At 71.7% G+C, this 21,554-nt stretch carries 21 protein-coding genes and 1 pseudogene; 11 read left to right on the forward strand and 11 right to left on the reverse strand.

The window, feature by feature from the left end:
- Positions 1-10 precede the first annotated feature (10 nt).
- A complete protein-coding gene (locus tag ACQPZX_RS06375) occupies positions 11-982 on the forward strand; it encodes a pectinesterase family protein (RefSeq protein ID WP_433375667.1) in 972 nt (323 codons plus the stop codon).
- Here ACQPZX_RS06375 and ACQPZX_RS06380 read toward each other — a convergent pair.
- Entirely contained in the window at positions 979-1,350 is a 372-nt protein-coding gene (locus tag ACQPZX_RS06380; RefSeq protein WP_433375670.1) for a hypothetical protein, read from the reverse strand. The two genes, ACQPZX_RS06375 and ACQPZX_RS06380, sit on opposite strands and share 4 nt — an antisense overlap.
- 222 nt (positions 1,351-1,572) lie before the next feature.
- Between ACQPZX_RS06380 and ACQPZX_RS06385 the strand changes: the two genes are divergently transcribed.
- Together ACQPZX_RS06385 and ACQPZX_RS06390 are read left to right on the forward strand one after the other, a co-directional pair.
- Complete coding sequence (locus ACQPZX_RS06385; protein ID WP_433375673.1) at positions 1,573-1,908, forward strand: ArsR/SmtB family transcription factor; 336 nt, start codon at positions 1,573-1,575, stop codon at positions 1,906-1,908.
- A 54-nt stretch (positions 1,909-1,962) separates the two neighbouring features.
- Positions 1,963-2,370 carry a hypothetical protein gene (locus ACQPZX_RS06390; RefSeq protein WP_433385055.1) on the forward strand — a complete coding sequence of 136 codons (408 nt, stop codon included), beginning with the start codon at positions 1,963-1,965 and terminating at the stop codon, positions 2,368-2,370.
- A gap of 4 nt (positions 2,371-2,374) precedes the next feature.
- On the opposite strand, the gene ACQPZX_RS06395 is transcribed toward ACQPZX_RS06390, so the two are convergent.
- Positions 2,375-3,241 carry a ricin-type beta-trefoil lectin domain protein gene (locus ACQPZX_RS06395; protein ID WP_433375675.1) on the reverse strand — a complete coding sequence of 289 codons (867 nt, stop codon included), beginning with the start codon at positions 3,239-3,241 and terminating at the stop codon, positions 2,375-2,377.
- Positions 3,242-3,527: 286 nt separating this feature from the next.
- On the opposite strand from ACQPZX_RS06395, the pseudogene ACQPZX_RS06400 reads away from it, so the two are divergent.
- Positions 3,528-3,713, forward strand: a pseudogene (locus ACQPZX_RS06400) (hypothetical protein); the annotation flags it as partial.
- Between the two features lie 166 nt (positions 3,714-3,879).
- Positions 3,880-4,104: a hypothetical protein gene (locus tag ACQPZX_RS06405; protein ID WP_433386097.1), complete on the forward strand. Its 225-nt coding sequence runs from the start codon at positions 3,880-3,882 to the stop codon at positions 4,102-4,104.
- Between the two features lie 113 nt (positions 4,105-4,217).
- Here the strand turns inward: ACQPZX_RS06405 and ACQPZX_RS06410 are convergent, their stop codons facing one another.
- Positions 4,218-4,817 carry a CGNR zinc finger domain-containing protein gene (locus ACQPZX_RS06410; protein ID WP_433375678.1) on the reverse strand — a complete coding sequence of 200 codons (600 nt, stop codon included), beginning with the start codon at positions 4,815-4,817 and terminating at the stop codon, positions 4,218-4,220.
- Between the two features lie 64 nt (positions 4,818-4,881).
- Between ACQPZX_RS06410 and ACQPZX_RS06415 the strand changes: the two genes are divergently transcribed.
- A complete protein-coding gene (locus ACQPZX_RS06415; RefSeq protein ID WP_433375680.1) occupies positions 4,882-5,271 on the forward strand; it encodes a RidA family protein in 390 nt (129 codons plus the stop codon).
- Positions 5,272-5,413: 142 nt separating this feature from the next.
- On the opposite strand, the gene ACQPZX_RS06420 is transcribed toward ACQPZX_RS06415, so the two are convergent.
- Positions 5,414-6,631 carry a putative acyl-CoA thioester hydrolase gene (locus ACQPZX_RS06420; RefSeq protein ID WP_433375683.1) on the reverse strand — a complete coding sequence of 406 codons (1,218 nt, stop codon included), beginning with the start codon at positions 6,629-6,631 and terminating at the stop codon, positions 5,414-5,416.
- Positions 6,632-6,858: 227 nt separating this feature from the next.
- Here ACQPZX_RS06420 and ACQPZX_RS06425 point away from each other — a divergent pair, with 227 nt between their 5' ends.
- Positions 6,859-7,086, forward strand: coding sequence for a hypothetical protein (locus ACQPZX_RS06425; protein WP_433375686.1), 228 nt, complete (start codon positions 6,859-6,861; stop codon positions 7,084-7,086).
- Here the strand turns inward: ACQPZX_RS06425 and ACQPZX_RS06430 are convergent, their stop codons facing one another.
- Positions 7,087-8,052 carry a glycosyl hydrolase gene (locus tag ACQPZX_RS06430; RefSeq protein WP_433375689.1) on the reverse strand — a complete coding sequence of 322 codons (966 nt, stop codon included), beginning with the start codon at positions 8,050-8,052 and terminating at the stop codon, positions 7,087-7,089.
- 134 nt (positions 8,053-8,186) lie between these two features.
- On the opposite strand from ACQPZX_RS06430, the gene ACQPZX_RS06435 reads away from it, so the two are divergent.
- On the forward strand, positions 8,187-10,337 hold the full coding sequence (locus tag ACQPZX_RS06435) for a bifunctional polysaccharide deacetylase/glycosyltransferase family 2 protein (RefSeq protein ID WP_433375692.1): 2,151 nt from the start codon (positions 8,187-8,189) through the stop codon (positions 10,335-10,337).
- 62 nt (positions 10,338-10,399) lie between these two features.
- Positions 10,400-11,134 (forward strand): Type 1 glutamine amidotransferase-like domain-containing protein, encoded by a 735-nt coding sequence (locus ACQPZX_RS06440; RefSeq protein ID WP_433375695.1) that lies wholly within the window; start codon positions 10,400-10,402, stop codon positions 11,132-11,134.
- Here the strand turns inward: ACQPZX_RS06440 and ACQPZX_RS06445 are convergent.
- Together ACQPZX_RS06445 and ACQPZX_RS06450 are read right to left on the reverse strand one after the other, a co-directional pair.
- Positions 11,131-12,459: an aminotransferase class V-fold PLP-dependent enzyme gene (locus ACQPZX_RS06445; protein WP_433375698.1), complete on the reverse strand. Its 1,329-nt coding sequence runs from the start codon at positions 12,457-12,459 to the stop codon at positions 11,131-11,133. The genes ACQPZX_RS06440 and ACQPZX_RS06445 overlap by 4 nt on opposite strands.
- Before the next feature lie 13 nt (positions 12,460-12,472).
- A complete protein-coding gene (locus tag ACQPZX_RS06450) occupies positions 12,473-13,294 on the reverse strand; it encodes a class I SAM-dependent methyltransferase (protein WP_433375701.1) in 822 nt (273 codons plus the stop codon).
- 90 nt (positions 13,295-13,384) lie between these two features.
- Between ACQPZX_RS06450 and ACQPZX_RS06455 the strand changes: the two genes are divergently transcribed.
- On the forward strand, positions 13,385-16,123 hold the full coding sequence (locus ACQPZX_RS06455) for an ATP-binding protein (protein ID WP_433375703.1): 2,739 nt from the start codon (positions 13,385-13,387) through the stop codon (positions 16,121-16,123).
- Positions 16,124-16,129: 6 nt separating this feature from the next.
- Here ACQPZX_RS06455 and ACQPZX_RS06460 read toward each other — a convergent pair whose 3' ends face one another.
- Entirely contained in the window at positions 16,130-17,104 is a 975-nt protein-coding gene (locus tag ACQPZX_RS06460; protein WP_433375706.1) for an ABC transporter substrate-binding protein, read from the reverse strand.
- 107 nt (positions 17,105-17,211) lie between these two features.
- Between ACQPZX_RS06460 and ACQPZX_RS06465 the strand changes: the two genes are divergently transcribed.
- The gene (locus ACQPZX_RS06465; protein ID WP_433375709.1) at positions 17,212-18,678 is read left to right on the forward strand and encodes a UbiD family decarboxylase; all 1,467 of its coding nucleotides are present in this window, start codon (positions 17,212-17,214) and stop codon (positions 18,676-18,678) included.
- Here ACQPZX_RS06465 and ACQPZX_RS06470 read toward each other — a convergent pair.
- The 3 genes from ACQPZX_RS06470 to ACQPZX_RS06480 are packed head-to-tail and all read right to left on the reverse strand — an operon-like array spanning position 18,614 to position 21,554.
- Positions 18,614-19,702 carry a VWA domain-containing protein gene (locus ACQPZX_RS06470; RefSeq protein ID WP_433375712.1) on the reverse strand — a complete coding sequence of 363 codons (1,089 nt, stop codon included), beginning with the start codon at positions 19,700-19,702 and terminating at the stop codon, positions 18,614-18,616. The two genes, ACQPZX_RS06465 and ACQPZX_RS06470, sit on opposite strands and share 65 nt — an antisense overlap.
- Positions 19,702-20,676, reverse strand: a complete 975-nt coding sequence (locus tag ACQPZX_RS06475; protein ID WP_433375715.1) for a vWA domain-containing protein — start codon at positions 20,674-20,676, stop codon at positions 19,702-19,704. The genes ACQPZX_RS06470 and ACQPZX_RS06475 overlap by 1 nt, the downstream gene beginning before the upstream one ends.
- Complete coding sequence (locus ACQPZX_RS06480) at positions 20,673-21,554, reverse strand: DUF58 domain-containing protein (RefSeq protein ID WP_433375717.1); 882 nt, start codon at positions 21,552-21,554, stop codon at positions 20,673-20,675. The genes ACQPZX_RS06475 and ACQPZX_RS06480 overlap by 4 nt, the downstream gene beginning before the upstream one ends.

Consider the following 21,554-nt stretch of genomic DNA (forward strand, 5'->3'; position numbering starts at 1 on the left):
AGGAGTTCCCATGCGTCCCCTGCTCGCTGTTCTCCTGCTCCTAGGCTCGCCGTCCCCCGCGTTGGCGGCCACCACCATCACGGTGGCCGCCGACGGGTCGGGCAACTACACCACCATCCAGGCCGCCCTCGCGGTCGCCGCCGCCGGCGACACCATCTCGGTGAAGGCCGGCACCTACCGCGGGCAGGTCTCCATCCCCGCGTCCAAGGCCGGCATCACCATCAAGGGCGCCACCGGCACGGCCACCGACATCGTGATCACCGGGAACACGCCGCAGGGGTCGAGCGGCGCGTCCGGCAGCGCCACCGTGCTCAACCTGGCGGCCAACACCACGATCACCGGGGTGACCATCGCCAACACGTACGGATCAGGGATCCAGGCCCTGGCCCTCTATGCCGGCGGCGACCGGCAGGTCTATCGCAACGTGCGGCTGCTCGGGTATCAGGACACCTTCCTCTCGTGGGGCGGCACCGGCAGCAAGCAGGTCCGGCAGTACGTCTACAAGAGCTACATCGAGGGCGCCGTCGACTTCATCTACGGCAACGGCGCCCTGGTGATCGACAGCTCGACGATCCGGTCGCTCGACCGCGGGAGCAGCAACAACGGGTACATCACGGCCGCCGCGACCAACGCTTCCAACGCGTACGGGATCTTGATCACGCGCTCGACCCTGTCGTCGAGCGCCGCGTCGCAGACGGTCGCGCTCGGACGGTGCTGGCACGCGGGCGGCGCCGCCGACGCGATCGGCCAGGTGCTGGTCCGCGACTCCGCGCTAGGCGGGCACATCCGGCAGGCCGGGGCCTGGCAGGACATGAGCGGCTTCTCCTGGAAGACGTGCCGGTTCACCGAGTACCACAACTCGGGCGCCGGCGCGACGCAGGGCACGTCGGATCGGCCACAGATGAGCGCGTCGACGGCCGCCAATTACACACCGCAGCGATACCTGGCCGGCGCCGACGGATGGAACCCGGTCCAACCCTAAATCTCCAATGCCGCTTCGATGTTGCGCAGCTGGTGCCGGGCCATCGCGAGGTTGGCCCGGTCCCGGCTGAGCGCCAGGTAGAGGAACAGCCCGCGGCCCGAGCGCGCCTTCAGCGGGCGGATCAGGTGGTACTGCGAGCCCAGCGTGACCAGCACGTCCTCGATGGTCTCGCGCAGGCCGAGCATCTCCATCGTGCGCAGCTTGGCCCGGATCACGTCGGTGTTCGCCGCCGCGGCGGTGGTCAGGTCGAAGTCCTTGCCGCCGCCGACGGTGCCCAGCGCCATGCCGCTGGTGTGGTCGACGAGCGCCGCACCGATCGCGCCGCTGATCTGCATCGCGTCCTTGAGTGCCACGTCCATCTCAGCCATGTTCTCTCGCCCTCCTCGGAATGTGCGTAGACCTTCGCCGCTCCCCGCCACGACGGGCCGCACACGATGTCCGACGCCATCCCGATGTCGCCTGAGATGGTTTTCACAAGGGTCGCCGAATTGAAGATTTCTGCAGTTACGCATCGCTTCAGGTCGCGTAACGGCTCGTCGTGCGCGTCGTTGACGTTTCATTCACACGCATCACGCTGGGGGACACGTCGCATGTCGGTGCCGCTGTACCAGGCGAAGGCCGAGATGTTCCGTACCCTCGGCCATCCCGTGCGCATCCGCGTCCTCGAACTGCTGCAGGCCGGGCCACGTCCCGTGCGCGACCTGCTCGCCGAGATCGACGTGGAGCCGTCGAACCTGTCGCAGCAGCTCGCGGTCCTGCGCCGGGCGGGCGTCGTGGTCACGTTCCGGGAGGGCGGCCTGGTCATGTACGCCCTGAGCACCCCCGCCGTCGCCGACCTCCTCGCGGCCGGCCGCCGCATCCTCGGCGAGGTGCTCACCGACAGGGACGGCCTGCTCGCCGAGCTGCGCGCCCGCGGGAACCGCTGACTTCCCGCCGGCGTCCGACCCCGGGTGCGCGCCGATCATGAGAAAGTGACCGGCATGCCTCTGTACGACTACTTCCGCGCTCCCACGGTCGACGCGGTGCGGCAACGGATGGACGCCGACAGCAGCAGCCCCCTGCCGGCCTTCGACGGCGACGACTTCAAGAGCATGGACCCGTCGGTGGTGCTCGGCGAGCTGGTCGCCGTCGCCACCGGGCAGCCGTGGAGCACGACACTGGTGGGCGACAGCCTGATCTGGCCGGCCGACCCGGCCGAGCACGAGGGCCCGTGGGTCACCGTCCTCGGCGACGAGGCCCGCGACACGCTCGCCGCCATCCCCGCGTCGCGGTTCGCGGAGCTGGCCGCGCAATGGGCCGGCACAGGCGACGTCATCGAGCGCATCGTCGCGCTGGCCGGCCGCGCGCGGGACAACGACGAGTCGCTGTTCTGCTGGATGGCCCTCTGAGGATTCAGGGAAGCGACCAGCTCTGGTCGGAGGCGCCGGTGCAGGACGTCACCCGGGTGGTCGCGCCCGCCTGGCCGGGGTCGGTGAGGCACTGGCCCGTCGACGGGTTGACCAGGGAGCTGCCGGGGCCGGATCGCCACTGCGCCGACGTCGCGTCGCCGCACTGCTGGATGTGGACGGTGCCGTCGCCGCTGGTCTGGGCGCAGCGCCCCGAGACTCGCAGGGTGCCGTCGGTGGCCAGGGTGAACTTCTGCACCGGCAGGTCGGCGCAGCCGGTCACCTGGACCGGGCTGCCGTCCAGGCCGAGCAGGCCGCCCATCGCCAGGCATCGGCCGCTCGCGGCCTGCACCGAGCCGGTGCGGTCGGCGGCGGGCGGCGGGGCCAGCGTCGCGCTCGCGGCGGCGGACGGCCCGGTGGCCGCGGCGCTGACCGGGGCCGAGACCGACGCGGACACCGATGCCGAGGCGGAGGCCGAGGCCGACAGCGACGGGCTGGGCGAGGCCGACGCGCTCTGCGAAGCGCGGGCCGAAGCCTCGGTGGGGTCGGCCGGCAGCGTCGCCTTGAAGTGGGGGAGGGCGGCGCCGGGCTGGGTGTCGTCCTTCGGCGGCGCGAAGATCAGCCAGCCGGCCACCGCGAGCGCCACCACCACGCCGCCGGCCAGCGTCAGCAGGCGCAGCGCCAGGGCGCGGCCGCGGCGGGAGCCTCGCGGCGGCGGGACGGGGTCGGGCGCGGGCTCGTCGACGATCACCGGCACCACCACGGTCGGCGCGTCGGCGGGGTCGCGGGCGGGCTGGTCGGGGACGGGGCCGATGTAGGGCCGGACCAGGACGGGGTCGGGCCGGTCGGCGGCGTCGTCGTGCGGGTCGGTCATGTGTGCGCCTGGGCTTCGCGGGGGACGGGGCAGGTAGGTGACCATACGCAGGATCGGTCCGAATGGATCAACGAGGTCTGGGTAAGCGCTTTCCTCAGATGCCGCGCGATCCCCTTGACATCGATTGACATGGATCACCGCGACCGCGTACCGGTAAGCCTCATGACACCACCGCTGACCCGCCGCACCCTGCTCACCGGCGCGCTGGCCGCCGCGGCGCGAAGCTCGCGCTCACCACCACCGACGCAGCGGGGCCGGCCGGGTCACCGCCACCGGCGGCCGCCTGGTGCTCGACCTGCAGGCCCGGCCCGACGACGACAACGGCGCCCCGAGCCGGGCCGCCTACCGGGCCAGCGTCGAGCGGGCCGAGGTCGAGCGCTCCGGCCCGGTGCGGGCGGTCGTCAAGCTCACCGGCGCCTACCGCCGCGGCAACCGCCGGATCCTGCCCTGGACACTGCGGGTCTACCTGGCGGCGGGCGGCGAGGCGATCCGGCTCGTGCACAGCTTCACCTGGGACGCCCGACCGCAGCACTCCGGCGCGGGCCACGCTGGAGGCCGCGCTCGACAACGAGATCGCCTTCTACGCGGGCCAGGCCGACCAGCGCGAGTGGTACGGCTTCTGGAACTACGGCGACGTCATGCACACCTACGACCTGGATCTGCTCGGCGACCTGATCCGCTCGTCGCTCAAGGCCGACCGCACCCTGCTGACCGTCGAGCCGCTGCGCAAGGTGCTGCCGCCGCGGACGCTGGCGCCGACCCGCGTGCGCATCGGCCCCGACTGGTACGCCCTGGGGCTGGGACCAGTTCACCAACGACCCGGCCGGCCGCCCCTGGCCCGCCCCGGTAACGGTGTCGGGTGAGTCGGTTGCCGGGCCGGTCCAGGAAATCCCCACCACGGCCGACTTCGCCCAGCGTGGCTTGGCCATCATCTCGCTGCTGGCGATCGCCCCCGCCGAGGGCCCCCTGACGACCCTCACGATTCCGCGGCTCGTCGCTCGCGGAGGGCCCGGAGCTTGTGTCGATTGCCGCAGCGCTCCATCGAGCACCAGCGCCGGGCCCCGGGCCGCGACGAGTCGACGAAGACCAGCGGGCAGTTGTCGCCCGCGCACTCCCGGATGCGGCCGGCCAGCGGCCCGGACAGCAACTCGATCATTTCCCGGGCGATCGTCGACATCGCCTGCGACACCCGCACCGGCCCCGCCCATCGCGCACCGGCTCCGTCGATGAGCTCGGGGACAAGCGGCGACGCGGCCGCGGCCTGATTGATGGTCTCGACCGCAGCGGCCGACATGGGCTGCGTCGCCGCCGCCGCGTGGGCTGCCTCCCAGATCGCCTGGCGGAGAGCCTTGGCCTCCAGCAGATCGCGGGCCTTGATCGGGACTGTCATGACGGCCGACAGCGGGGGCTCGGCCAGCCACGAAGCTAGGGCGTGCGGCTCGTGGAGGGTTTCGAACTTCGCATATTGCCCCTCGCCGCCGGTGTGGGCGAAGTCGAGGCAGAGGGCGCCCGCGTCGAACCAGAACGACCCTCCCTTGGGGTCGATCAGGAGCCGTCCGGTTGCGCTCGCTCGCATGACACCACTATAACTGGTGTTGAGTGAACCCCTATAACCGGTGTCACCGAGATCGGAGGGCAACATGTCCGTGCGGCACATCAACCCCGAGGGACTTCACCGCAGCCCGGCGTTCAGCCAGGCCGTGGTGGTCGAGCAGCCGGCCAAGACGATCTACATCGGCGGGCAGAACGGTGTCGGGCCTGATGGCAAGATCGTCGGGCCTTCGCTCGGTGAGCAGGCTGAGCAGGCGTTCCGCAACATCGCGACCATTCTGGAGAGTGAGGGCGCGACCCTGGCCAACGTTGTGCATTGGCGCATCGCCACGCCGGCGGGGCAGAGTTTCGACGAGGGCGTGGCCGCCTTTCAGAAAGTGTGGAACCCGGCCGACCCGCCGCCGGCCATCACCGTCCATGTCGTGGCCGGCCTGGCCCCGGGCTTCCTGGTCGAGATCGACGCGGTCGCCGCCATCTGAGACAAGGCCATCTGAGACAAGGCCATCTGAGACAAGGCCATCTGAGACAAGGCCATCTGAGACAAGGCCGTGTGAGACAAGGCCGTGCGACGCGAGGGCGTGCGACGCGCGGCCGCGTGAGGCGTGAGGGAGCCGCGCGGCGTCAGAGTGTGCGGTTCGCGTACTCGAAAAGTCGGTTGAAGTTGATGTCGTTGAGGTCGCGCCCCTCGTCGATGCGGGCGGCGAAGGGGCGGGCCGTGGTGGCCGCCGGCGCCCAGGGCGTGACCGTGTTGAAGCCGGGGCCGATGAGGGTGTCGCGGATCAGCAGCTGGCCGTTCGGAGTGATGCCGGGAAGATATCCGGTGGTGCTCGCGCCCTGGTCCCAGGCGCGGCCGAGATAGCCCGTGGGCGCGGCGGCGTAACCCTCGTCGGCCGTGATCAGGCAGTGCGTGACCAGGAAGCCGTAGGGATGGTTCGGCGCGGTGTTCGGGGCGAAGATGACGCCGCCCGAGGCCTTGCGGGACGAGACCAGGTGGAAGCGGGTGCCGGTGAAGACCGCGGCGGCGCGGCCGAAGACGAAGTCGGTGTCGCCCTCGATGTACGAGTCGCGGACGGACACCCGGGCGATGCGGGCCACGTCGTCGGCGTTGGCGAGGAACGTGTCCTGGCGGCTGATCAGGCGCATGCCCTCGAGCTGGGTGCGGTCGGCGTCGGTGCGCAGCGCCAAGGCCTGATGCGTCCCGCGGTCCACGGTGTCGAGCAGCGTGTTGGTGATGGTCAGGCCCTTGAGCTGCAGGCCGGCGCTCTGCGCCCAGACCACCGTCGCGCACAGGCCGGCGGTGGCGCTGGTCTTGGTGGCGCACGACTGGAACATCGGCCAGGCGGGGTCGCCCTCGGCGTAGCGGCCGTCGGGGTTGACCAGGGCGGCCCACGCGGCGGGCGCGATGGTGGCGTCGACGGTGAACTCCAGGCGCACGTCGGCGGGGCGGCCGAGGCCGTAGAGGGTGAGCGGCGGACCGCCGGCGGGAATGAAGACCGTGCCCTGGTAGACGCCGGGGAGGATGCCGATGTAGCGCCGCTTCGACCCGCCGGCGCGGTAGGCGGCGTCGACAGCGTCCTGCACGGAGGCGAAGCCGGGGCCGCCGACGATCAGGTCGGGCCGGCGCGGTGGGGTGATCGGGGCGGGACGCCAGGGGTCGGCCACCGGCGCGGCGTACTCGCCGGAGAAGCCCAGGTAGTTGTGCGGGACGTAGGGGCGGGCCTCGGTAGCGGTGAGGATCGGGCGGGTGGCGGTCTGTTGCTCGCCCGCCCTCGCCGGGGTGGCCATCGACAGCACGAGCGCGGTCGCCGCCGTTGCCGTCACCAGTCGCGCGATGCTCATCGAGGGCTCCTCAGGAATGCGCTTACCCCAGCGGTTTTCGCGTATCATACGATCGATTTGCGTCAATAGCAGCACCCCAAATGCGGCAAATGCGGAGAGTGATGACCGCCGTCCCGGGTGGCGGCGCGTCGTGCGGGCGATCACGGAGGGTGGTCGGAAATGTCGTCACAGAGAGTGCGCAGGATTCGCAAAGAGACGTCCTAGACTGCGTTCCTAACGTGGCCGCCATGATGCGAAGCGCCGTAATGCCCCAGGAAGCCACCCCGCAGGTCTTCGTCGACTCGACCGGCCGGCGCAAGCGCCTTCTCGCGATCTTCGGCTTCCTGGTGGCGATCTTCGCGGCCCTCTACATCGGGATCGTCGGCGCGAGCGTCGTGCAGGCCTCCGACTCGGGCCTCACCACCAAGGCGACGGTCTCGACCACGGCGACCGCGTCGGCGTCGGCGACGAAGTAGCTACGTCGTGAAGCCCTTGAACAGCGAGGTGAAGGCGTAGTCGTCCTGGGCGATCCCGCTGCACGCGGCGTTCACCGAGCCGTCCGTGCAGCCGCCGTTGTCGCGGTTGACCGACCAGAACCGGACGAAGCCCAGCCCCTTGGACTCGGCCCAGCTCAGCAGCGTCTTGGCGTTCGCGAGCGTGGTCGTCCCGCCGGTGTCGTTGACGCCGATCATCGGGGTGACGCCGAGCATGTCGTACACCTGGGCGTCGGTCAGGTCCGGCCAGACGCTCGCCACGTCGTCCTTGACCGCCTCGGTGGCCGCGGTCAGCCCGGTGCCCCAGTCGCCGGTCGCGGTGAAGTTCATCGTCATCGCGTTCACGGTCACGTCGACGCCGGCGTTCTTGGCGCTGGTCAGCAGCGCGATCGCGGTGTCGGTGAGGCCGACCTCCTCGCCGCCGACCGGCAGGGTCAGCGTGATCGCGGTCCCGCGGGCCTTCTGCAGGGTGGCGAGCGCGGAGGTCACGATCGCGGCGGTCACCGTCTGCTCGATGTCCACGTCGAGAGAGTTGCTTCCGGCCGCGTCGAGGGCTTTCTCGTACGCGGCGGCCAGCTCCGACGCCGAGCAGGCGGTCTCCAGGTAGGTCCCGGTCTCGCCGCCGGTCGCGACGATCACCTTCCCGCCGTTCCCGGTGATGGCGGAGATTGTCGCCTTGATCGTGCTGTCGTCGATGGCCGTCGTGCCGCCCCACGTCGGCGTGCAGCTCCCGGCGCTGTCCGCCACCACGAAGGCCGCCGCGAAGGACGCTTGTCCCGTTTTAGAGTAAATATCGGAAATGTTGGCACTGCCGCTCACGATATCCAGGTACGGCGCTACCGCCGGCGAGCCCGCGTCGGTCGGGGCGGAAGTCGAAGCCGAGTCGGAGTTGCCCCCGCACGCGGCCAGCAGTAGGACGGCCGACACGGCAGCGAGGCGGGCGCGCATCTTCGCAGCCTTCCCGCCCCCAGGCGTGCCCGCTCGACCGCTGTCCTATATATGCGGAATGTCACAAACGCTCAGAAGCAAGAGAATGCGGCCGATCAGGACGATGAGCCAGAGCCTGCCGCAAGGGGATATCGGTGTCCGTCGACACGGTCAAGAAGTCGTCTCGGCGGCGCCTCCCGGTGCCGCGGCCCCGATGGATCCTGCTCGCCGTCGTGCTCGTCCTGTTCGCCGCCATTCTGCTGGTGAACGGCCTGGTCCAGGGCGAGTTCACCCAGGACGGCGCGGTCGAGTCGACGAACGACACCGGCAAGGTGCCCGCCGCCGCCCTCTCCGGCGGCCCGATCATCCAGACCGACGGCACCACCACCAAGACGGTCAGCGCGCCGGACAACCAGATCGTGCTGACCTTCGACGACGGGCCGAGCCCGGCCTACACCCCCGAGATCTTGAAGGTCCTCGCGAAGTACGACGTCCCGGCCACCTTCTTCATGATCGGCTCGCAGATCAGCCAGTACCCGTCGGTGGTGCGCGACGTGCGCGACGCCGGCCACGAGATCGGCATCCACACGTTCACCCACCCCGACCTGTCCACCAAGAACGAGTGGCGGCGCGAGGTGGAGATGCAGGAGACCCAGTTCGCGCTGGCCGGCGCGACCGACACGACCAGCGTGATCTTCCGGCCGCCGTACTCGTCGACGGTCAAGGCGCTCGACGACAACACTTGGTCGGTGATGGCCGACATGGGCCGTCGTGGCTACCTCACCGTGGTCAACAATCTGGACAGCCGCGACTGGGAGCCCGACACGACCGTCGCCGACATCGTCGAGGCGGTGACGCCGGAGAACGACGAGGGCGCGATCCTGCTGTTCCACGACGGCGGCGGCAACCGGGCCAAGACGGCCACCGCGCTCGAGACGGTCATCCCCGCGCTCCAGAACGAGGGCTACACGTTCACCACGGTCGCCGCGCTGACCGGCATGGACACCGTCAACCCGGCGGCGAGCGGCAAGGACCGGGCGCTCGGCCTCGGCCTGGTCGGCGCGGTGCGGTTCGCCAAGGGCGTGACCGTCTTCTTCGCCTGGCTGCTGCTGGTGCTCGGGGTGCTGACCATTGCCCGGCTGATTCTGGTGCTGGTCCTGGGTCGCAGGCACGCCAAGCGCAGCCGCCGAGGCCCCGGCGTGTGGGGGCCGCCCTACACCGAGCCGGCGACGGTCGTGGTGCCCGCTTACAACGAGAAGGAGATCATCGCCGACACGCTGAGATCGCTGGTCGCGAGCACGCACCCGATCCGGATCGTGCTGGTCGACGACGGCTCGACCGACGGCACCGCGGACATCGCCGACGCCCTCGGCTATCCCGACGTGACCGTCCTGCGGCAGCCGAACGCCGGCAAGTCGGCGGCGCTCAACAACGGCATCACCCACGCGACCACCGAGGTGGTCGTGATGATGGACGGCGACACCGTCTTCGAGCCCGACACCGTACGCCTGCTCGTGCAGCCCTTCGCCGACTCGTCGGTGGGCGCGGTGGCCGGCAACGCGAAAGTGGCCAACCGCACCGGCATGGTCGCCCTCTGGCAGCACATCGAATACGTGGTCGGCTTCTCCATCGACCGCCGCGCCTACGACGTCATGCACTGCATGGCCACCGTCCCCGGCGCGATCGGCGCCTTCCGCACTCAAGCCCTGCGCCAGGTCAACGGCCTCAGCGACGACACCCTCGCCGAAGACACCGACCTGACCATCGCCGTCATCCGGGCGGGGTGGCGTGTCGTCTACGAAGAGCAAGCCCGCGCCTGGACCGAAGCCCCGTCGACGATGTCGCAGCTGTGGCGGCAACGCTACCGCTGGTCGTACGGAACGATGCAGGCCATGTGGAAGCACCGCCGCGCCCTGCTCGAACGCGGCGCCGGCGGCCGCTTCGGCCGCCGCGGCCTGATCAACCTCGCCCTCTTCCAAACCGTGCTACCCCTGCTCTCCCCACTGATCGACGTCTTCCTGATCTACGGCCTGCTCTTCCTCAACCCCCTCCAAACCCTCGCCGCCTGGTTCGGCATGCTGCTGGTCCAGCTGCTCAGCACCATCTACGCCTTCCGCCTCGACAAGGAATCGTTGCGCCCGCTCTGGCGGCTGCCGTTGCAGCAATTCGTCTACCGCCAGCTCATGTACCTCGTGCTGATCCAGTCGGTCCTCGCCGCGTTGGGCGGCATCCGCCTCGGCTGGCAGAAGCTGCGCCGCACCGGCGGCCTGAACGCCCTGATCGGCCAGAAGCTGCCGAACGCCTGACAGTGAATCCGCAAGAGCCGCAACCTGGCGAAATCGGTCACTGTGGAGTAGGGGTAAGAGCCATGAGAGCTCTCCTGACCTCCTCCGGGGTCACGAACGCCACCATCCGGGACGCGCTGACCGGCCTGCTGGGCAAGCCGATCGCCGAGTCCGACGCGCTGGTCATCCCGACAGCCCTCTACCCGTTCCCCGGCGGCGCCGGCTTCGCCTACCGGACGATCTTCGGCGACAGCCCCTCGTCGTTGACCAAGCTGGGCTGGAAGTCGCTGGGGATCCTGGAGCTGACGGCGCTGCCGAGCATCGACGAGTCGGCCTGGGTGCCGACGGTCCGGGAGGCCGACGCGCTGCTGGTGTGCGGCGGCGATCCGCTCTTCCTGGCCGGCTGGATGCGGCGCTCGGGCCTGGCCGATCTCCTGCCGTCGCTGCGCTCCGAGGCGGTCTACGTGGGAGTGAGCGCCGGGAGCATCGCGGCCACCACCACGTTCGTCGAGACCTACGTCGACCCGCCCCGCGGAAGCGACGGGCCGCTGAAGACCGAGGAGGTCGTCTTCGCCACGCCGGAGGGCGACCTCGACCGGATCCTGGTCACGGCGCAGGGTGCGGGACTCGTCGACTTCGGCGTGATCCCGCACCTGGAGCACCCGCACCACCAGGACGCCTCGCTGGCCAACGCGGAGAAGTGGGCGGCCCGGATCCCCGCGCCGACCTACGCGATCGACGACGCAAGCGCCATCAGGGTGGTCGACGGCAAGGTCGACGTCGTCTCCGAGGGGGAATGGAGACTCTTCCCGTCCTAATTCGAGACCAGCGGGCGGCTGGCGGCGAACTCGCGGACCGCGTCGATCGCGCGGTCGACGTCGTCGGTGGTGTTGTAGAGGGCGAAGCTCAGCCGGCAGCTCGCCGGCGGGTCGAGGCCGAGCGCGTGGTGGGCCAGGGTGGCGCAGTGGCAGCCGGCGCGGGCCTCGACGCCGCGGCGGTCGAGTGCCTCCGCGACGGCGAACGGGCTGACCCCCGCCAGGTTGAAGGCGACGAGCGGCGTGCGGTGCTCCGGCCCGTACACCCGCAGGCCTTTGATCTCGGAAAGCCCGGCCATGCAGCGAGCCGTCAGGTTCGCGGTGTGCCGGCCCACCCGGGACATGACCTCCTCGATCGCGACGCGCGGGATCGGGCCGGTGCCGCCGAAGAAGGAGGTGGGCATGACCAGGTCCAGCAGCAGGCGCAGGGCCTGAGCCGAGAGGATCACGCCGAGGATGCCGGGGGTGCCGGCGGTGTACTTCCAGGGCAGGTCGTTCCAGGCGACGGACTCGGGGGTGACGCCGCCCTCCGCGACCATGTCGCCGCCGTAGAGGAACGGGAGCGAATGGTCGAGGAGGTGCTGCTTGGCGTAGAGCACGCCGACGCCGAAGGGCGCCAGCATCTTGTGGAAGGAGAAGGCCAGGTAGTCGACGTCGAGGGCCTGGACGTCGAGGGCGCTGGTGGGCGCCAGCTGCGCGGCGTCGACCAGCAGCAACGAACGGCGCTCGCCGGTGGGCTGCGGATAGCCGCTCGCGTCGGCGATCGCGCGCACCCGGGGCAGATCGGGCTTGGTGCCGAAGAAGTTGGAGGCGCCGGTGCAGCAGACGAGCTTGGTGCGACTGTCCACAAGCGACGCGAGGTGGTCGAGGTCGAGCCGGCCGTCGGCGTCGAAGCGGGCCAGGCGGCACTCCACCCGGCGGCCGAGTCTCGGCAGGATCTCGCGGCAGAGGGCGTGCCACGGTACGTAGTTGGAATTGTGCTCGAGCATGGTGGTGACCACGTTGTCGCCGTCGCGGAAGTCGGTGAGCAGCGAGTACATCACCGCGTTGATCGCCTCGGTGGTGTTGCGGTACGTCGCCACGCAGCGGCGGCCGGGCGCGTTGAGCCAGGTCGCGATCGTGTCGAAGGACGCCTCGAACATCGCGGTGGTGCGGCGGGAGGCGGCGGACTGACCCCGGTGGACGTTCTCGTACCACGGGGTGAGGTTGCGCAGCAGGCCGATCAGCTCGCGCGGCGGCTGGGTGCTCGCCGCGTTGTTGGTGACCACCCGCCCGGCCGCGGGAAAGTCGAAATGCGACCGGATCCGGGTGGCGTCGAGGGCGTTCATTTCTTCTTCCCGCTCACTTCTTTTTCCAGGCGCCGATCATCAGCGGCCACAGCATCGGGCGGTCGGGGTTGCGGGTGGCGTCGGCCTCCAGGTCCGCCATCGCCGACTCCATCTCGCGGGCGCTCGCGACGCCGTGCCCGAGGGCGGCCGGCAGCAGGCTGCGCAGCACGCTGTCGACCATCCGGCGGCCCGACCCGTACGCCTCGACCCGGCCGGCCACGTCGGTGCCGTCCGGCGCGCCCACCCCGGCCTGGGCGAACAGCGTCGGCAGGGCGGTGCCGGCCCGGACGTCGCAGCCGACCGCCCCGAACGTGCCCAGGATCAGCCGGCCGGCCTCGTCGAAAGCCGGCGACGACGGCAGCGTGGTGACCACGCTCAGGTCGTAGTCCTGCACCAGCAGATGGCCGCCGGGCGCGACCGCGTTCCACAGGCGGCGCAGCACCGCGACCCGCTCGGGCAGGTGGAACAGCAGAAGACGGGCGAAGACCAGGTCGTACGGGCCGCCGGGCACCGACTCGTACGCGCTCAGGTCGTGCGCGACGGTCCGGCACTGCCGGTGCCCGGCCTCGTGCAGCGTCTCCTGGGCGCGGGCGGCCAGCCCGGCGTCCACGTCGATCCCGGTGACCCGCCCGGCCGGGCCGACCCGCAGCGCCATCAGCCGCATCGTCTCGCCCGGACCACACCCGGCGTCCAGGCATCGGGCCCCGGCGGCGAGCCCGATCCGGTCCAGCAGGCGGCCGGTCGCGGTCTCCCACACGCGGGCCTGCGCCCGCAGTCGCTCGTACTCCTCCGGCGTCCGGAGGAGGGCGTATTCGGCAGAGGTCGAGGATGTCATGGCATCGATGCTCGGCCGGACGGACCGAAGCTGAATCGTGGATCCGACCACGAGGTTTCGTGGCAGGCCGCGCGGGCCTACCGTCAGGTCATGCCTCGCGTGCTGCTCCAGCGCGACGCCGAGATGGCCGCCCTCGACGCGCGGCTCGGTTCCGTGCGCGCCGGCACCGGGCGGCTGATCCTGGTCGAGGGCCCGGCGGGCATCGGCAAGTCGAGCCTGCTCGCGGCGGCGGCGCAGGCGGCGGCCGCGTCCGGGGTGCGGGTGCTGCGGGCGTGGGGCGGTCCGCTCGAGCACGACGCCGGCTGGGGCATCGCCCGGCAACTTTTCGCGCCGCTGCGCGGGAGCGCCGAGTGGGACGCGCTGGCCGTGGGCGCGGCCGCGCTGTCCCGCCGGGCGCTGGACGCCGACGGGCTCGAGCCGGCGCTCGACGGCGACGCGATGCACGCCGCGGCGCACGGTCTGGTGTGGCTCGCCTGCGGGCTGGCCGAGCGCGGGCCCGCGCTGCTGGTCGTCGACGACGTGCACTGGGCCGACGCGCCCTCGCTGCGCTGGCTCCTGCAGCTCGTGCGGCAGATCGCCGACCTGCGCCTCGGCATCCTCTGCGCGGTGCGGACCGGCGAGCCACCCGGGTCGCCGGGCCTGCTGGCCGACCTGCTCGCCGCGGCCGCCGAGCCGCCGGTGCGGCCCGCGCCGCTCGGCCCGTCCGCGGTGGAGTCGGTGGTCGAGTCGCGGCTGCCCGCCGCCGCGCCCGGCTTCGCCCAGGCCTGCCACGCGGCCACCGCCGGCAACCCGTTCCTGCTCGGCGCGCTGATCGACCACCTGTACGCCGAGCGGGTCCCGCTCTCGCTCGAGACCGCGACCCGGCTCAGCTCATTCGGCCCCGAGCAGGTCGGCCGGGCCATCGAACGGCAACTGTCCCGCCTGCCGTCCGGGGCCGCCACGCTGGCCCGCGCGTTCGCCGTGCTCGGCCGGGGCGCGCCGCTGCGGCACGCCGCCGAGCTCGCCGGGCTCGAGACGGCCGAGGCCGCGCGGCTCGCCGACCGGCTGCGCTCGGCCGGGCTGCTCAACTACCGCGAGCTGACCCATCCGCTGGTGGCCGCCGCGCTCTACCAGGGACTGCCGCCCAGCGAACGCGCGCTGTGGCACGGCCGCGCCGCGGCGATCCTGACCCGCGAGCGCGCCGACTGCGAGGCGGTGGCGCTGCACCTGCTGCACAGCGAGCCGGCCCGCGACGGCGAGACCGTGCGAACGCTGCGCGCCGCGGCCGAGGGCGCCGGCCGGCGTGGGGCGCCGGAAAGCGCGGCCGCCTTCCTGCGGCGGGCGCTCGCCGAGCCACCGCCCGACCCCGCCGACGAGGCCGAGGTGCGCTGCCGGCTCGGGCTGGTGGTCGCCGCGCAGGTCGGGCCGGGCGCGCTCGGTCTGCTCGACTCGGCGGTCGAGATGGCCGTCGACCCCGGGCAGCGGTCGCGCATCGCGCTCTCCTGCGCGCGGGCGCTCGGCCTGGCCGGGTACTTCGAGGACGCCATGCGGGTCTGCCGGCGCGGCCTCGACTGTGCCTCGTCGTCCGACCCCGCGCTGGTGAGCCGGCTCGAGGCCGAGCTGGTGGGGCTCGCCTGCATGCGGGCGGACGGGATGGCCGAGGCCCGCGCGCTGTCGCTGCACGCCTCCGATCTCCCGCTCTGGCGGGTCTGCGGCGCGTGGGAGGCGCTCTGCGACGTCCGGCCCGCGGGCGAGGTCGTGCCGCTGCTGACCACCGAGTTCCCGGCCGAGGACGCCGACTCGATCCTGACCACGTTCGCCAAGTTCATCCTGATGGTCTACGGCGAGATCGACGTGGCTCGGGAGAGATGCACGGAGCTGATCGACCTCGCCCGTCCGCGCGGCTGGCGGATAGCGCTCGCCCACGGCAGCTTCCTGCGGGCGATGGCCCACCTGGCGGCCGGCCGCATCCGCGACGCCGAGGCCGACGCGCGCCTCGCCTACGACTTCAAGCGCATCAACAGCCCCACGCCGGCCCTGCTGTGGTCGATCTTCCCGCTGGCCGAGGCGCTCATCGAGCTCGACGAGCTGGACGAGGCGGCGGCGGTCCTGGATACCGCCGGCGACCTGCTCGAAAGCACGATCATGACCGGCCTGACGCTGGAGCGCCGCGCTCGCCTGCGGTTGGCCCAGCACCGCCCGGCGGACGCGCACGCCGACCTGACCGCCGCCGCCGAGACGTGGAAGCAAATGGACGCGCAGCACCCCGGCCTGGCCGCCTGGCGCGTCGACGACTGCCGGGCGCTGGTCGCCCTGGGCGACATCCCGGCCGCCCGATCGCTCGCGACGGAACACCTGGCGCTGGCCACCCGGCTGGGCCTGCCGGTCCCGCGCGCGGCCGGCCTGCGGGCGCTGGCGGCAACGCTCGACCACGAGGCGGCGATCGCCCCGCTGGAGGAGGCGGTCGCCCTGCTCGCCGACACACCGTTCCGCCTCGACCACGTTCGCGCGCTGGTCGACCTCGGCGCGACGCTACGCCGCGCCAACCACCGGGCGGCCGCCCGCGCCCAGCTCGGGCGAGCGGTGGTGCTGGCCGAGCGGTGCGGGATGCGGCTGCTGGCCCGGCGCTGCCACGACGAGCTGCGGGCCTTGGGCGCGCGTCCAAGAGGGACGGCGGTTTCGCTGACCCCGGCCGAGCACCGCGTGGCGACGATGGCCGCGAGCGGGCTGAGCAACCGGGAGATCGCCCAGCAGCTCTACGTCACCCGCCGCACCGTCGAGACCCACCTGACGCACGTCTTCCAGAAGCTGGGCTGCGACGCCCGCGCCCAGCTGGTTACCCACCTCTGAGCAGCGTCAGGGCACGAAGCTGAAGTCGGCCACCTTGTCGGGGGTCAGGCCGGGCGGCATCAGGCCCGCGCTGCTCAGCTCGGCGATGCCGTCGGCGACGCGCTGCTGGTTGAGCTTGCCCAGCGGCTCCGAGTACGGCTTCATCGCCTGGATCTCGCCCACGGCCGCCGGGATCGCGGCGGTCGGCTCGGCCTTGTTGAGGATCGCGGCGGCCTCGTCCGGGTGCTCGAGGCTGTACGCCAGGCCCTTGAGCGCCGCTTCGGTGAACCGGCGCACCAGATCGCGGTCGGCGTTGAGCAGCTGGGCCCGGGTGACGATGACGTTGCCGTAGAGGTTCTTCAGGTAGTCGCTGTACGGCATGACCGTGACCGGTTTCTTCGACGCCGACTCGAGGGCCTTCTTGCTCAGCAGGAACGTGCTGACGGCGTCGACCTGGCCGGTGGCCATCAAGCCGTTCAGCGCCGTCGGCTGCGTCCCCTGGATCTTCACCTTGGCCGCGTCGAAGCCGGCCTTCTTCGCGTACGCGGGGAACAGCAACTCGCTCACCGAGCCCTTCGCCGTGGCGATGGTCTTGCCGGTGAGATCGGTGGGCTTGGTGATGCCGGTACCGGCGGTCGTCATGATCGAGACGAGGGTTTGCTGGTGCACGGCCGCGACCGCGCGCCAGTCGGTGAACTTGTCGGTTCCGGCGAGGACTTCCGCCCCCGAGAAGTCCATCGCGGCGAACTGCGCCTGCCCGGACTTGAGCATCGTGAGGTTGGGGACGTTGCCCGCGCCCTTCTGGATGTCGATCTCGATGTTGGCGTCCTGGAAGTAGCCCTTGTCGCGGGCCACCCAGATGAACGCGTCCCGGCCGACCGCGCCGAAGCCGGTCGCATAGGTGACATGGTCGGGCGGCTCGGCCGCCGACTCGCTGTTGTCCGCCCCGCACCCGCCCACGATCAGCACCACGGCCAGCGCCGCGGCAAACCGTTTCCTCATCTCGTCCCCCGATCGACGTGAGTCTCTGGCGCATACTCCGCCGCGTCGCCCAAGACCGCGACCCCGTCCGGCCGATCGCATCGGCTGGTGCGAATATGGTGGGCCTCATGGAGCCGCTCCTGAGCCTGCGCACCTTCCTGTCCGAAGTGGAAGCGACCGGCGAGCTGCGCGAGGTGCGCGGCGCACACTGGGATCTGGAGATCGGCGCGATCGCCGAGCTCAGCTACCGTTCGCCGTACCCGAAAGCCTTGCTCTTCTCGGAGATCGAGGGCTATCCCCAGGGCCGGGTGCTGACCGGCAGCACCGGCTCGGCCCGCCGGCTGGGCCTCACCCTGGGACTGGGCTCCGATCACACCGACGAGTCGCTGGTCGACGCGTTGCGCGGCAAGCCGTCGGCCTGGGCCGCCGCGGCGCGCGACTTCCCAGTTCTGCCGGTCACCGAGGCGCCATTGCTGGCCAACCAGGTCGCCGGCGACATCAACCTGCTGGAGTTCCCGGTGCCGCGCTGGCACGAGCACGACGGCGGCCGCTTCATCGGCACCGGCTGCCTCGTGGTGACCAGCGATCCGGAGACCGGCGTGCACAACGGCGGCTGCTACCGGATGGAAGTGCAGGACGAGGGCCGGTCGGTCACGATCGCCGCCGTTCCCGGCAAGCACGGCGCCCAGCACATCGCCGCCTGGTTCGAGCGGCACGGCCGAGCGCCGGTCACCGTGTCCTTCGGACACGACCCGTTGCTGCTCGCGCTGGGTGGGACGGAGGTTCCGGCGGGCATTTCCGAGCTCGCGTACGCGGGAGCGGTGCTCGGCAACCGCATCCCGGTGGTCCTCGGCCCGGACACCGGTCTGCCGATCCCGGCCGGCAGCGAGCTCGCCATCGAGGGCTGGCTACGGCCCGGCCACACCCGCGAGGAGGGCCCGTTCGGCGAGTGGACCGGCTACTACTCGGGCAGCCGCCGCGCCGACCTGGCCGTGGAGATCACCCGGCTCTACCACCGGGACGACCCGATCCTGCTCGGCGCCCCGCCCGGCCGCCCGCCGCACGACTACTCGTACATGCGCACCGTGATGAAGTCCGCGATGATCCACGACGAGCTCGTCGCGACCGGGGTGCCGGGCATCGTGAAGGCCTGGGCGCACGAGGCCGGCGGCGGCCGCCTCTTCGTGGGCGTGGCCATCGAGCAGCGCTACGCCGGCCACGCCCGGCAGGTAGGCCACCTGGCCGCGCAGCTGCCGGCCGCGTCCTACATGAACCGGTACGTCGTGGTGGTCGACGACGACATCGACCCGGCCGACCTCGACCAGCTGATCTGGGCGATCTCCACCCGCACCGACCCGGCCGAGGACATCGAGATCCAGCGCCGCACCCGCGGCAGCCGGCTCGACCCGATGCTCGCCGAGGGCGCGGCGCCGTTCAACAGCCGCGCGGTGATCGACGCCTGCCGCCCGTGGGAGCGGCTGCGCTCGTTCCCCCGCGTCGCTTCGTCGGATCCGGCGTATCTCGCGCGGGTCAGCGAGCGCTGGGGAGACGTCGTGGGCCTCGGTTCCACCACAGCGACAGGAACACGCCCGTGAAGGCCAGCAGCACGCCGGCCAGCACGAACCAGACCGTGACCTCGACCTTCTGCTTGTGCAGGCCGATCTCGCGGGGCAGGTCGTTGAGCACGTCGACGAGCTGGTCGGAGTCCTCGGCCCGGAAGTAGCGCCCGCCCGTGGTGTCCGCGACCTTCTGCAGGGCGTCCTCGTCGATCTCCTGGTAGCGGCCGCCGGCGCCGCGCCCGCCGAAGCCGCCGCCGCCCGGGAAGCCACCCCGGCCCATCCCGAACTGGTCGGCGCCGACCTGCTCGGCGGTGCAGACCATCGGGGCCGGCTCGGTGGTGCCGAAACCGATCGTGAAGACCCGCACCCGGCGGGCCGCGGCCTGCTCGGCGGCGGTCACCGGGTCGACGCCGGTGGTGTTCGACCCGTCGGTGAGCACGACGATCGTGTCGGGCTGGTACTCGCCCAAGGTGCCCGGCGCGGCGTCACCGAGGTCGACCCCGGTCTTCGCGACGTTCGGGTTGTGCTCGGCGATCGCGTCGATCGAGGTGAGGATCGCCTGGCCGATCGCGGTGCCGCGGGCGGTCTTGAGCGTGTCGATCGCGTCGATCAGCTGGTCCTTGTCGGTGGTCGGCGGCACCAGCAGCCCGGCGATGCCGGAGAACGCGACCAGCCCGATCCGGGTGCCGTCGGTCTGCTGCTTGATGAAGTTGCGGGCCGCCTCGGTCGCCACGGTGAGCCGGTTGGGGTCGACGTCGGTGCTGCACATCGAGCCGGAGACGTCGATGGCCAGCAGGATCGAGGTGTTGTTGGAGGGCACCTGGACGGTCGCCTCCGGCCGGGTCACGCCGGCGCCGAGCGCGAGCAGGCCGGCCAGGAACAGCCAGACCGGCACCCGCCTCTTCCACGAGCTGCGGCCGGGCAGCGCGGCCCGGATCAGCGCCACGCTCGACACGGTCACCGCCGAGCGCTTGCGTCGCCGGTTCATCCACCAGCGCGCCACCAGCAGCAGCGGAACGACGAGCAGCGCGAGCAGCGCCCACGGCCAGCTGAGCGACATCAGACGATCCTTCCGTGCCAGCGGGTGCTCAGGAACGCGCCGACCGCGAGCAGCAGGAGCGCGGCGCCGGCGAACGGCGCGGTCAGCTCGACCGGCTCCTTCTTGGTGGTCAGCCGCAGGTCGATCGACTTGGTCGTGTCGGCGAGCGCCCCGGCGTCGCCGGCCCGGTGGTACGAGCCGCCGGTCACCTGCGCGACGCCGGTGAGCAGCGTCTCGTCGAGCGCGGTGCCGAGCTGATAGCCGTCGACCTCGACCACGCCGCCCTTCTCGGTGCCCACCCCCACGGTCTGGATGCGCACCCCGGCGGCGGCCGCCAGCTCGGCCGCGGCCTCGGCGTCCGGCCCGCCGGTGTCCTGCCCGTCGGAGAAGACCACGATCGTCGCCGAGGGCCAGTAGCCGAGCGCGGACGTGTCCGGCGCGGCGCCGTCCTGCGGCAGCGTGACCGGCTTGCCGGTGATCGTGCCGAGCCCGACCAGGATGGCCTGCCCGAGCGAGGTGCCGCCGCTGGCGGTGGCCCGCTTGATCGCGTTGAGCGCGAGGCCGTGGTCGTCGGTCGGCGCCTGGGTGAGCAGCGCCTGCTCGCCGAAGACGATGACGCCCACGTCGACCGTGTCGGGCTGCTGCTCGACGAAGCCGGCCGCGGCCTGCTGGGCGGCGGCCAGCCGGGACGGCGCGACGTCGGTGGCCTTCATGCTGTTGGAGACGTCGAAGGCGAGCAGCACGGTGCCGGAGACCCGCGGCACCGAGAGCTTCGCCTCGGGACGGGCCAGGCCGGCGATGAGGATCGGCAGGGCCGCGAGCAGCAACGCGTACGGCAAATGGCGCCTGATCGACGCCCGGCGCGACTTGATCGGGGCGAAGCCCGCCGCCGTCATGGCGGCGGTGCGTCTCCGCTGCACGGCGACGTACGCAGCCACCGCCGCGGCCGTCGCCAGGACGGCGACCGCGAGCAGGGTGGGGTAGAGGAAGCTCATCGGCGCCCCCGCCCGGACTGCTGGACCATGCCGACGAGGGCGGCGAGGAGATCCTGGTCGGTGGTGATGCGGTGCGCGTCGACGCCGGCCTTGCGCATGCCCTCGGCGACCGCGTCCTCGCGCAGGCCGACCTGGGTGGCGAGCCGGCCGCGCAGCAGGGGATCGCTGGTGTCGACCAGCAGCTGCTCGCCGGTCTCGGCGTCCTCGACCAGGATCAGGCCGAGGTCGGGGAGGTCGAGCTCGGCCGGGTCGACCACCCGGATCACCACGACCTCGTGCCGGTGGGTGAGCCTGGCCAGGTCCCTGTCCCAGCCCGGGTCGCCGATGAAGTCGGACATGACGAAGACGAGGCTGCGCCTTTTCGTCGTTGTGGAGGCGGCCAGGCGGAACATTTTGGATAAATCAGTTGTCTTGCCCTTTGTCCCGTTAAAAGGCCGAGTCAGCTCCCGAGTGATCCGCAAGATCTGATCGCGACCGGTGCGTGGCGGGATCACCTGCTGCGCGTCGTTGTCGAAGAGGATCGCCCCGACCCGGTTGCCGCCCTGCGACACCAGCCGGCCGAGGCCGATCGCCAGCTCGGCGGCGACCGACTCCTTGCCTTGAGCGCCGAAGCGCATCGACGCTGATCGGTCGATCACCAGCCAGCAGGTCAGCTCGCGGTCCTCGGTGTACAGCCGCACGTACGGCTCGTCGACGCGGGCCGTGACGTTCCAGTCGATGTGCCGCACGTCGTCCTCGGGCAAATACACCCGCAGGTCGGTGAAGTCTATGCCGGCGCCGTGCCACACCGTCCGGTAAGCGCCCTGCAGCCGCCCGTCGAGGCGCCGCCCGAGCCTCCACTCCAGGCGGCGCAGCAGCTTCTCGGGTGCGGTGACCAT

Source organism: Actinoplanes sp. CA-142083, from assembly GCF_050942195.1.
Taxonomy (GTDB): domain Bacteria; phylum Actinomycetota; class Actinomycetes; order Mycobacteriales; family Micromonosporaceae; genus Actinoplanes.

Bases quoted from the DNA above. Each gene is read 5' to 3' on its own strand.
- ACQPZX_RS06375 (WP_433375667.1), top strand. From the start codon at position 11: ATGCGTCCCCTGCTCGCTGTTCTCCTGCTCCTAGGCTCGCCGTCCCCC.
- ACQPZX_RS06380 (WP_433375670.1), bottom strand. From the start codon at position 1,350: ATGGCTGAGATGGACGTGGCACTCAAGGACGCGATGCAGATCAGCGGC.
- ACQPZX_RS06385 (WP_433375673.1), top strand. From the start codon at position 1,573: ATGTCGGTGCCGCTGTACCAGGCGAAGGCCGAGATGTTCCGTACCCTC.
- ACQPZX_RS06390 (WP_433385055.1), top strand. From the start codon at position 1,963: ATGCCTCTGTACGACTACTTCCGCGCTCCCACGGTCGACGCGGTGCGG.
- ACQPZX_RS06395 (WP_433375675.1), bottom strand. From the start codon at position 3,241: ATGACCGACCCGCACGACGACGCCGCCGACCGGCCCGACCCCGTCCTG.
- ACQPZX_RS06405 (WP_433386097.1), top strand. From the start codon at position 3,880: ATGCACACCTACGACCTGGATCTGCTCGGCGACCTGATCCGCTCGTCG.
- ACQPZX_RS06410 (WP_433375678.1), bottom strand. From the start codon at position 4,817: ATGCGAGCGAGCGCAACCGGACGGCTCCTGATCGACCCCAAGGGAGGG.
- ACQPZX_RS06415 (WP_433375680.1), top strand. From the start codon at position 4,882: ATGTCCGTGCGGCACATCAACCCCGAGGGACTTCACCGCAGCCCGGCG.
- ACQPZX_RS06420 (WP_433375683.1), bottom strand. From the start codon at position 6,631: ATGAGCATCGCGCGACTGGTGACGGCAACGGCGGCGACCGCGCTCGTG.
- ACQPZX_RS06425 (WP_433375686.1), top strand. From the start codon at position 6,859: ATGATGCGAAGCGCCGTAATGCCCCAGGAAGCCACCCCGCAGGTCTTC.
- ACQPZX_RS06430 (WP_433375689.1), bottom strand. From the start codon at position 8,052: ATGCGCGCCCGCCTCGCTGCCGTGTCGGCCGTCCTACTGCTGGCCGCG.
- ACQPZX_RS06440 (WP_433375695.1), top strand. From the start codon at position 10,400: ATGAGAGCTCTCCTGACCTCCTCCGGGGTCACGAACGCCACCATCCGG.
- ACQPZX_RS06445 (WP_433375698.1), bottom strand. From the start codon at position 12,459: ATGAACGCCCTCGACGCCACCCGGATCCGGTCGCATTTCGACTTTCCC.
- ACQPZX_RS06450 (WP_433375701.1), bottom strand. From the start codon at position 13,294: ATGACATCCTCGACCTCTGCCGAATACGCCCTCCTCCGGACGCCGGAG.
- ACQPZX_RS06455 (WP_433375703.1), top strand. From the start codon at position 13,385: ATGCCTCGCGTGCTGCTCCAGCGCGACGCCGAGATGGCCGCCCTCGAC.
- ACQPZX_RS06460 (WP_433375706.1), bottom strand. From the start codon at position 17,104: ATGAGGAAACGGTTTGCCGCGGCGCTGGCCGTGGTGCTGATCGTGGGC.
- ACQPZX_RS06465 (WP_433375709.1), top strand. From the start codon at position 17,212: ATGGAGCCGCTCCTGAGCCTGCGCACCTTCCTGTCCGAAGTGGAAGCG.
- ACQPZX_RS06470 (WP_433375712.1), bottom strand. From the start codon at position 19,702: ATGTCGCTCAGCTGGCCGTGGGCGCTGCTCGCGCTGCTCGTCGTTCCG.
- ACQPZX_RS06475 (WP_433375715.1), bottom strand. From the start codon at position 20,676: ATGAGCTTCCTCTACCCCACCCTGCTCGCGGTCGCCGTCCTGGCGACG.
- ACQPZX_RS06480 (WP_433375717.1), bottom strand. From the start codon at position 21,554: ATGGTCACCGCACCCGAGAAGCTGCTGCGCCGCCTGGAGTGGAGGCTC.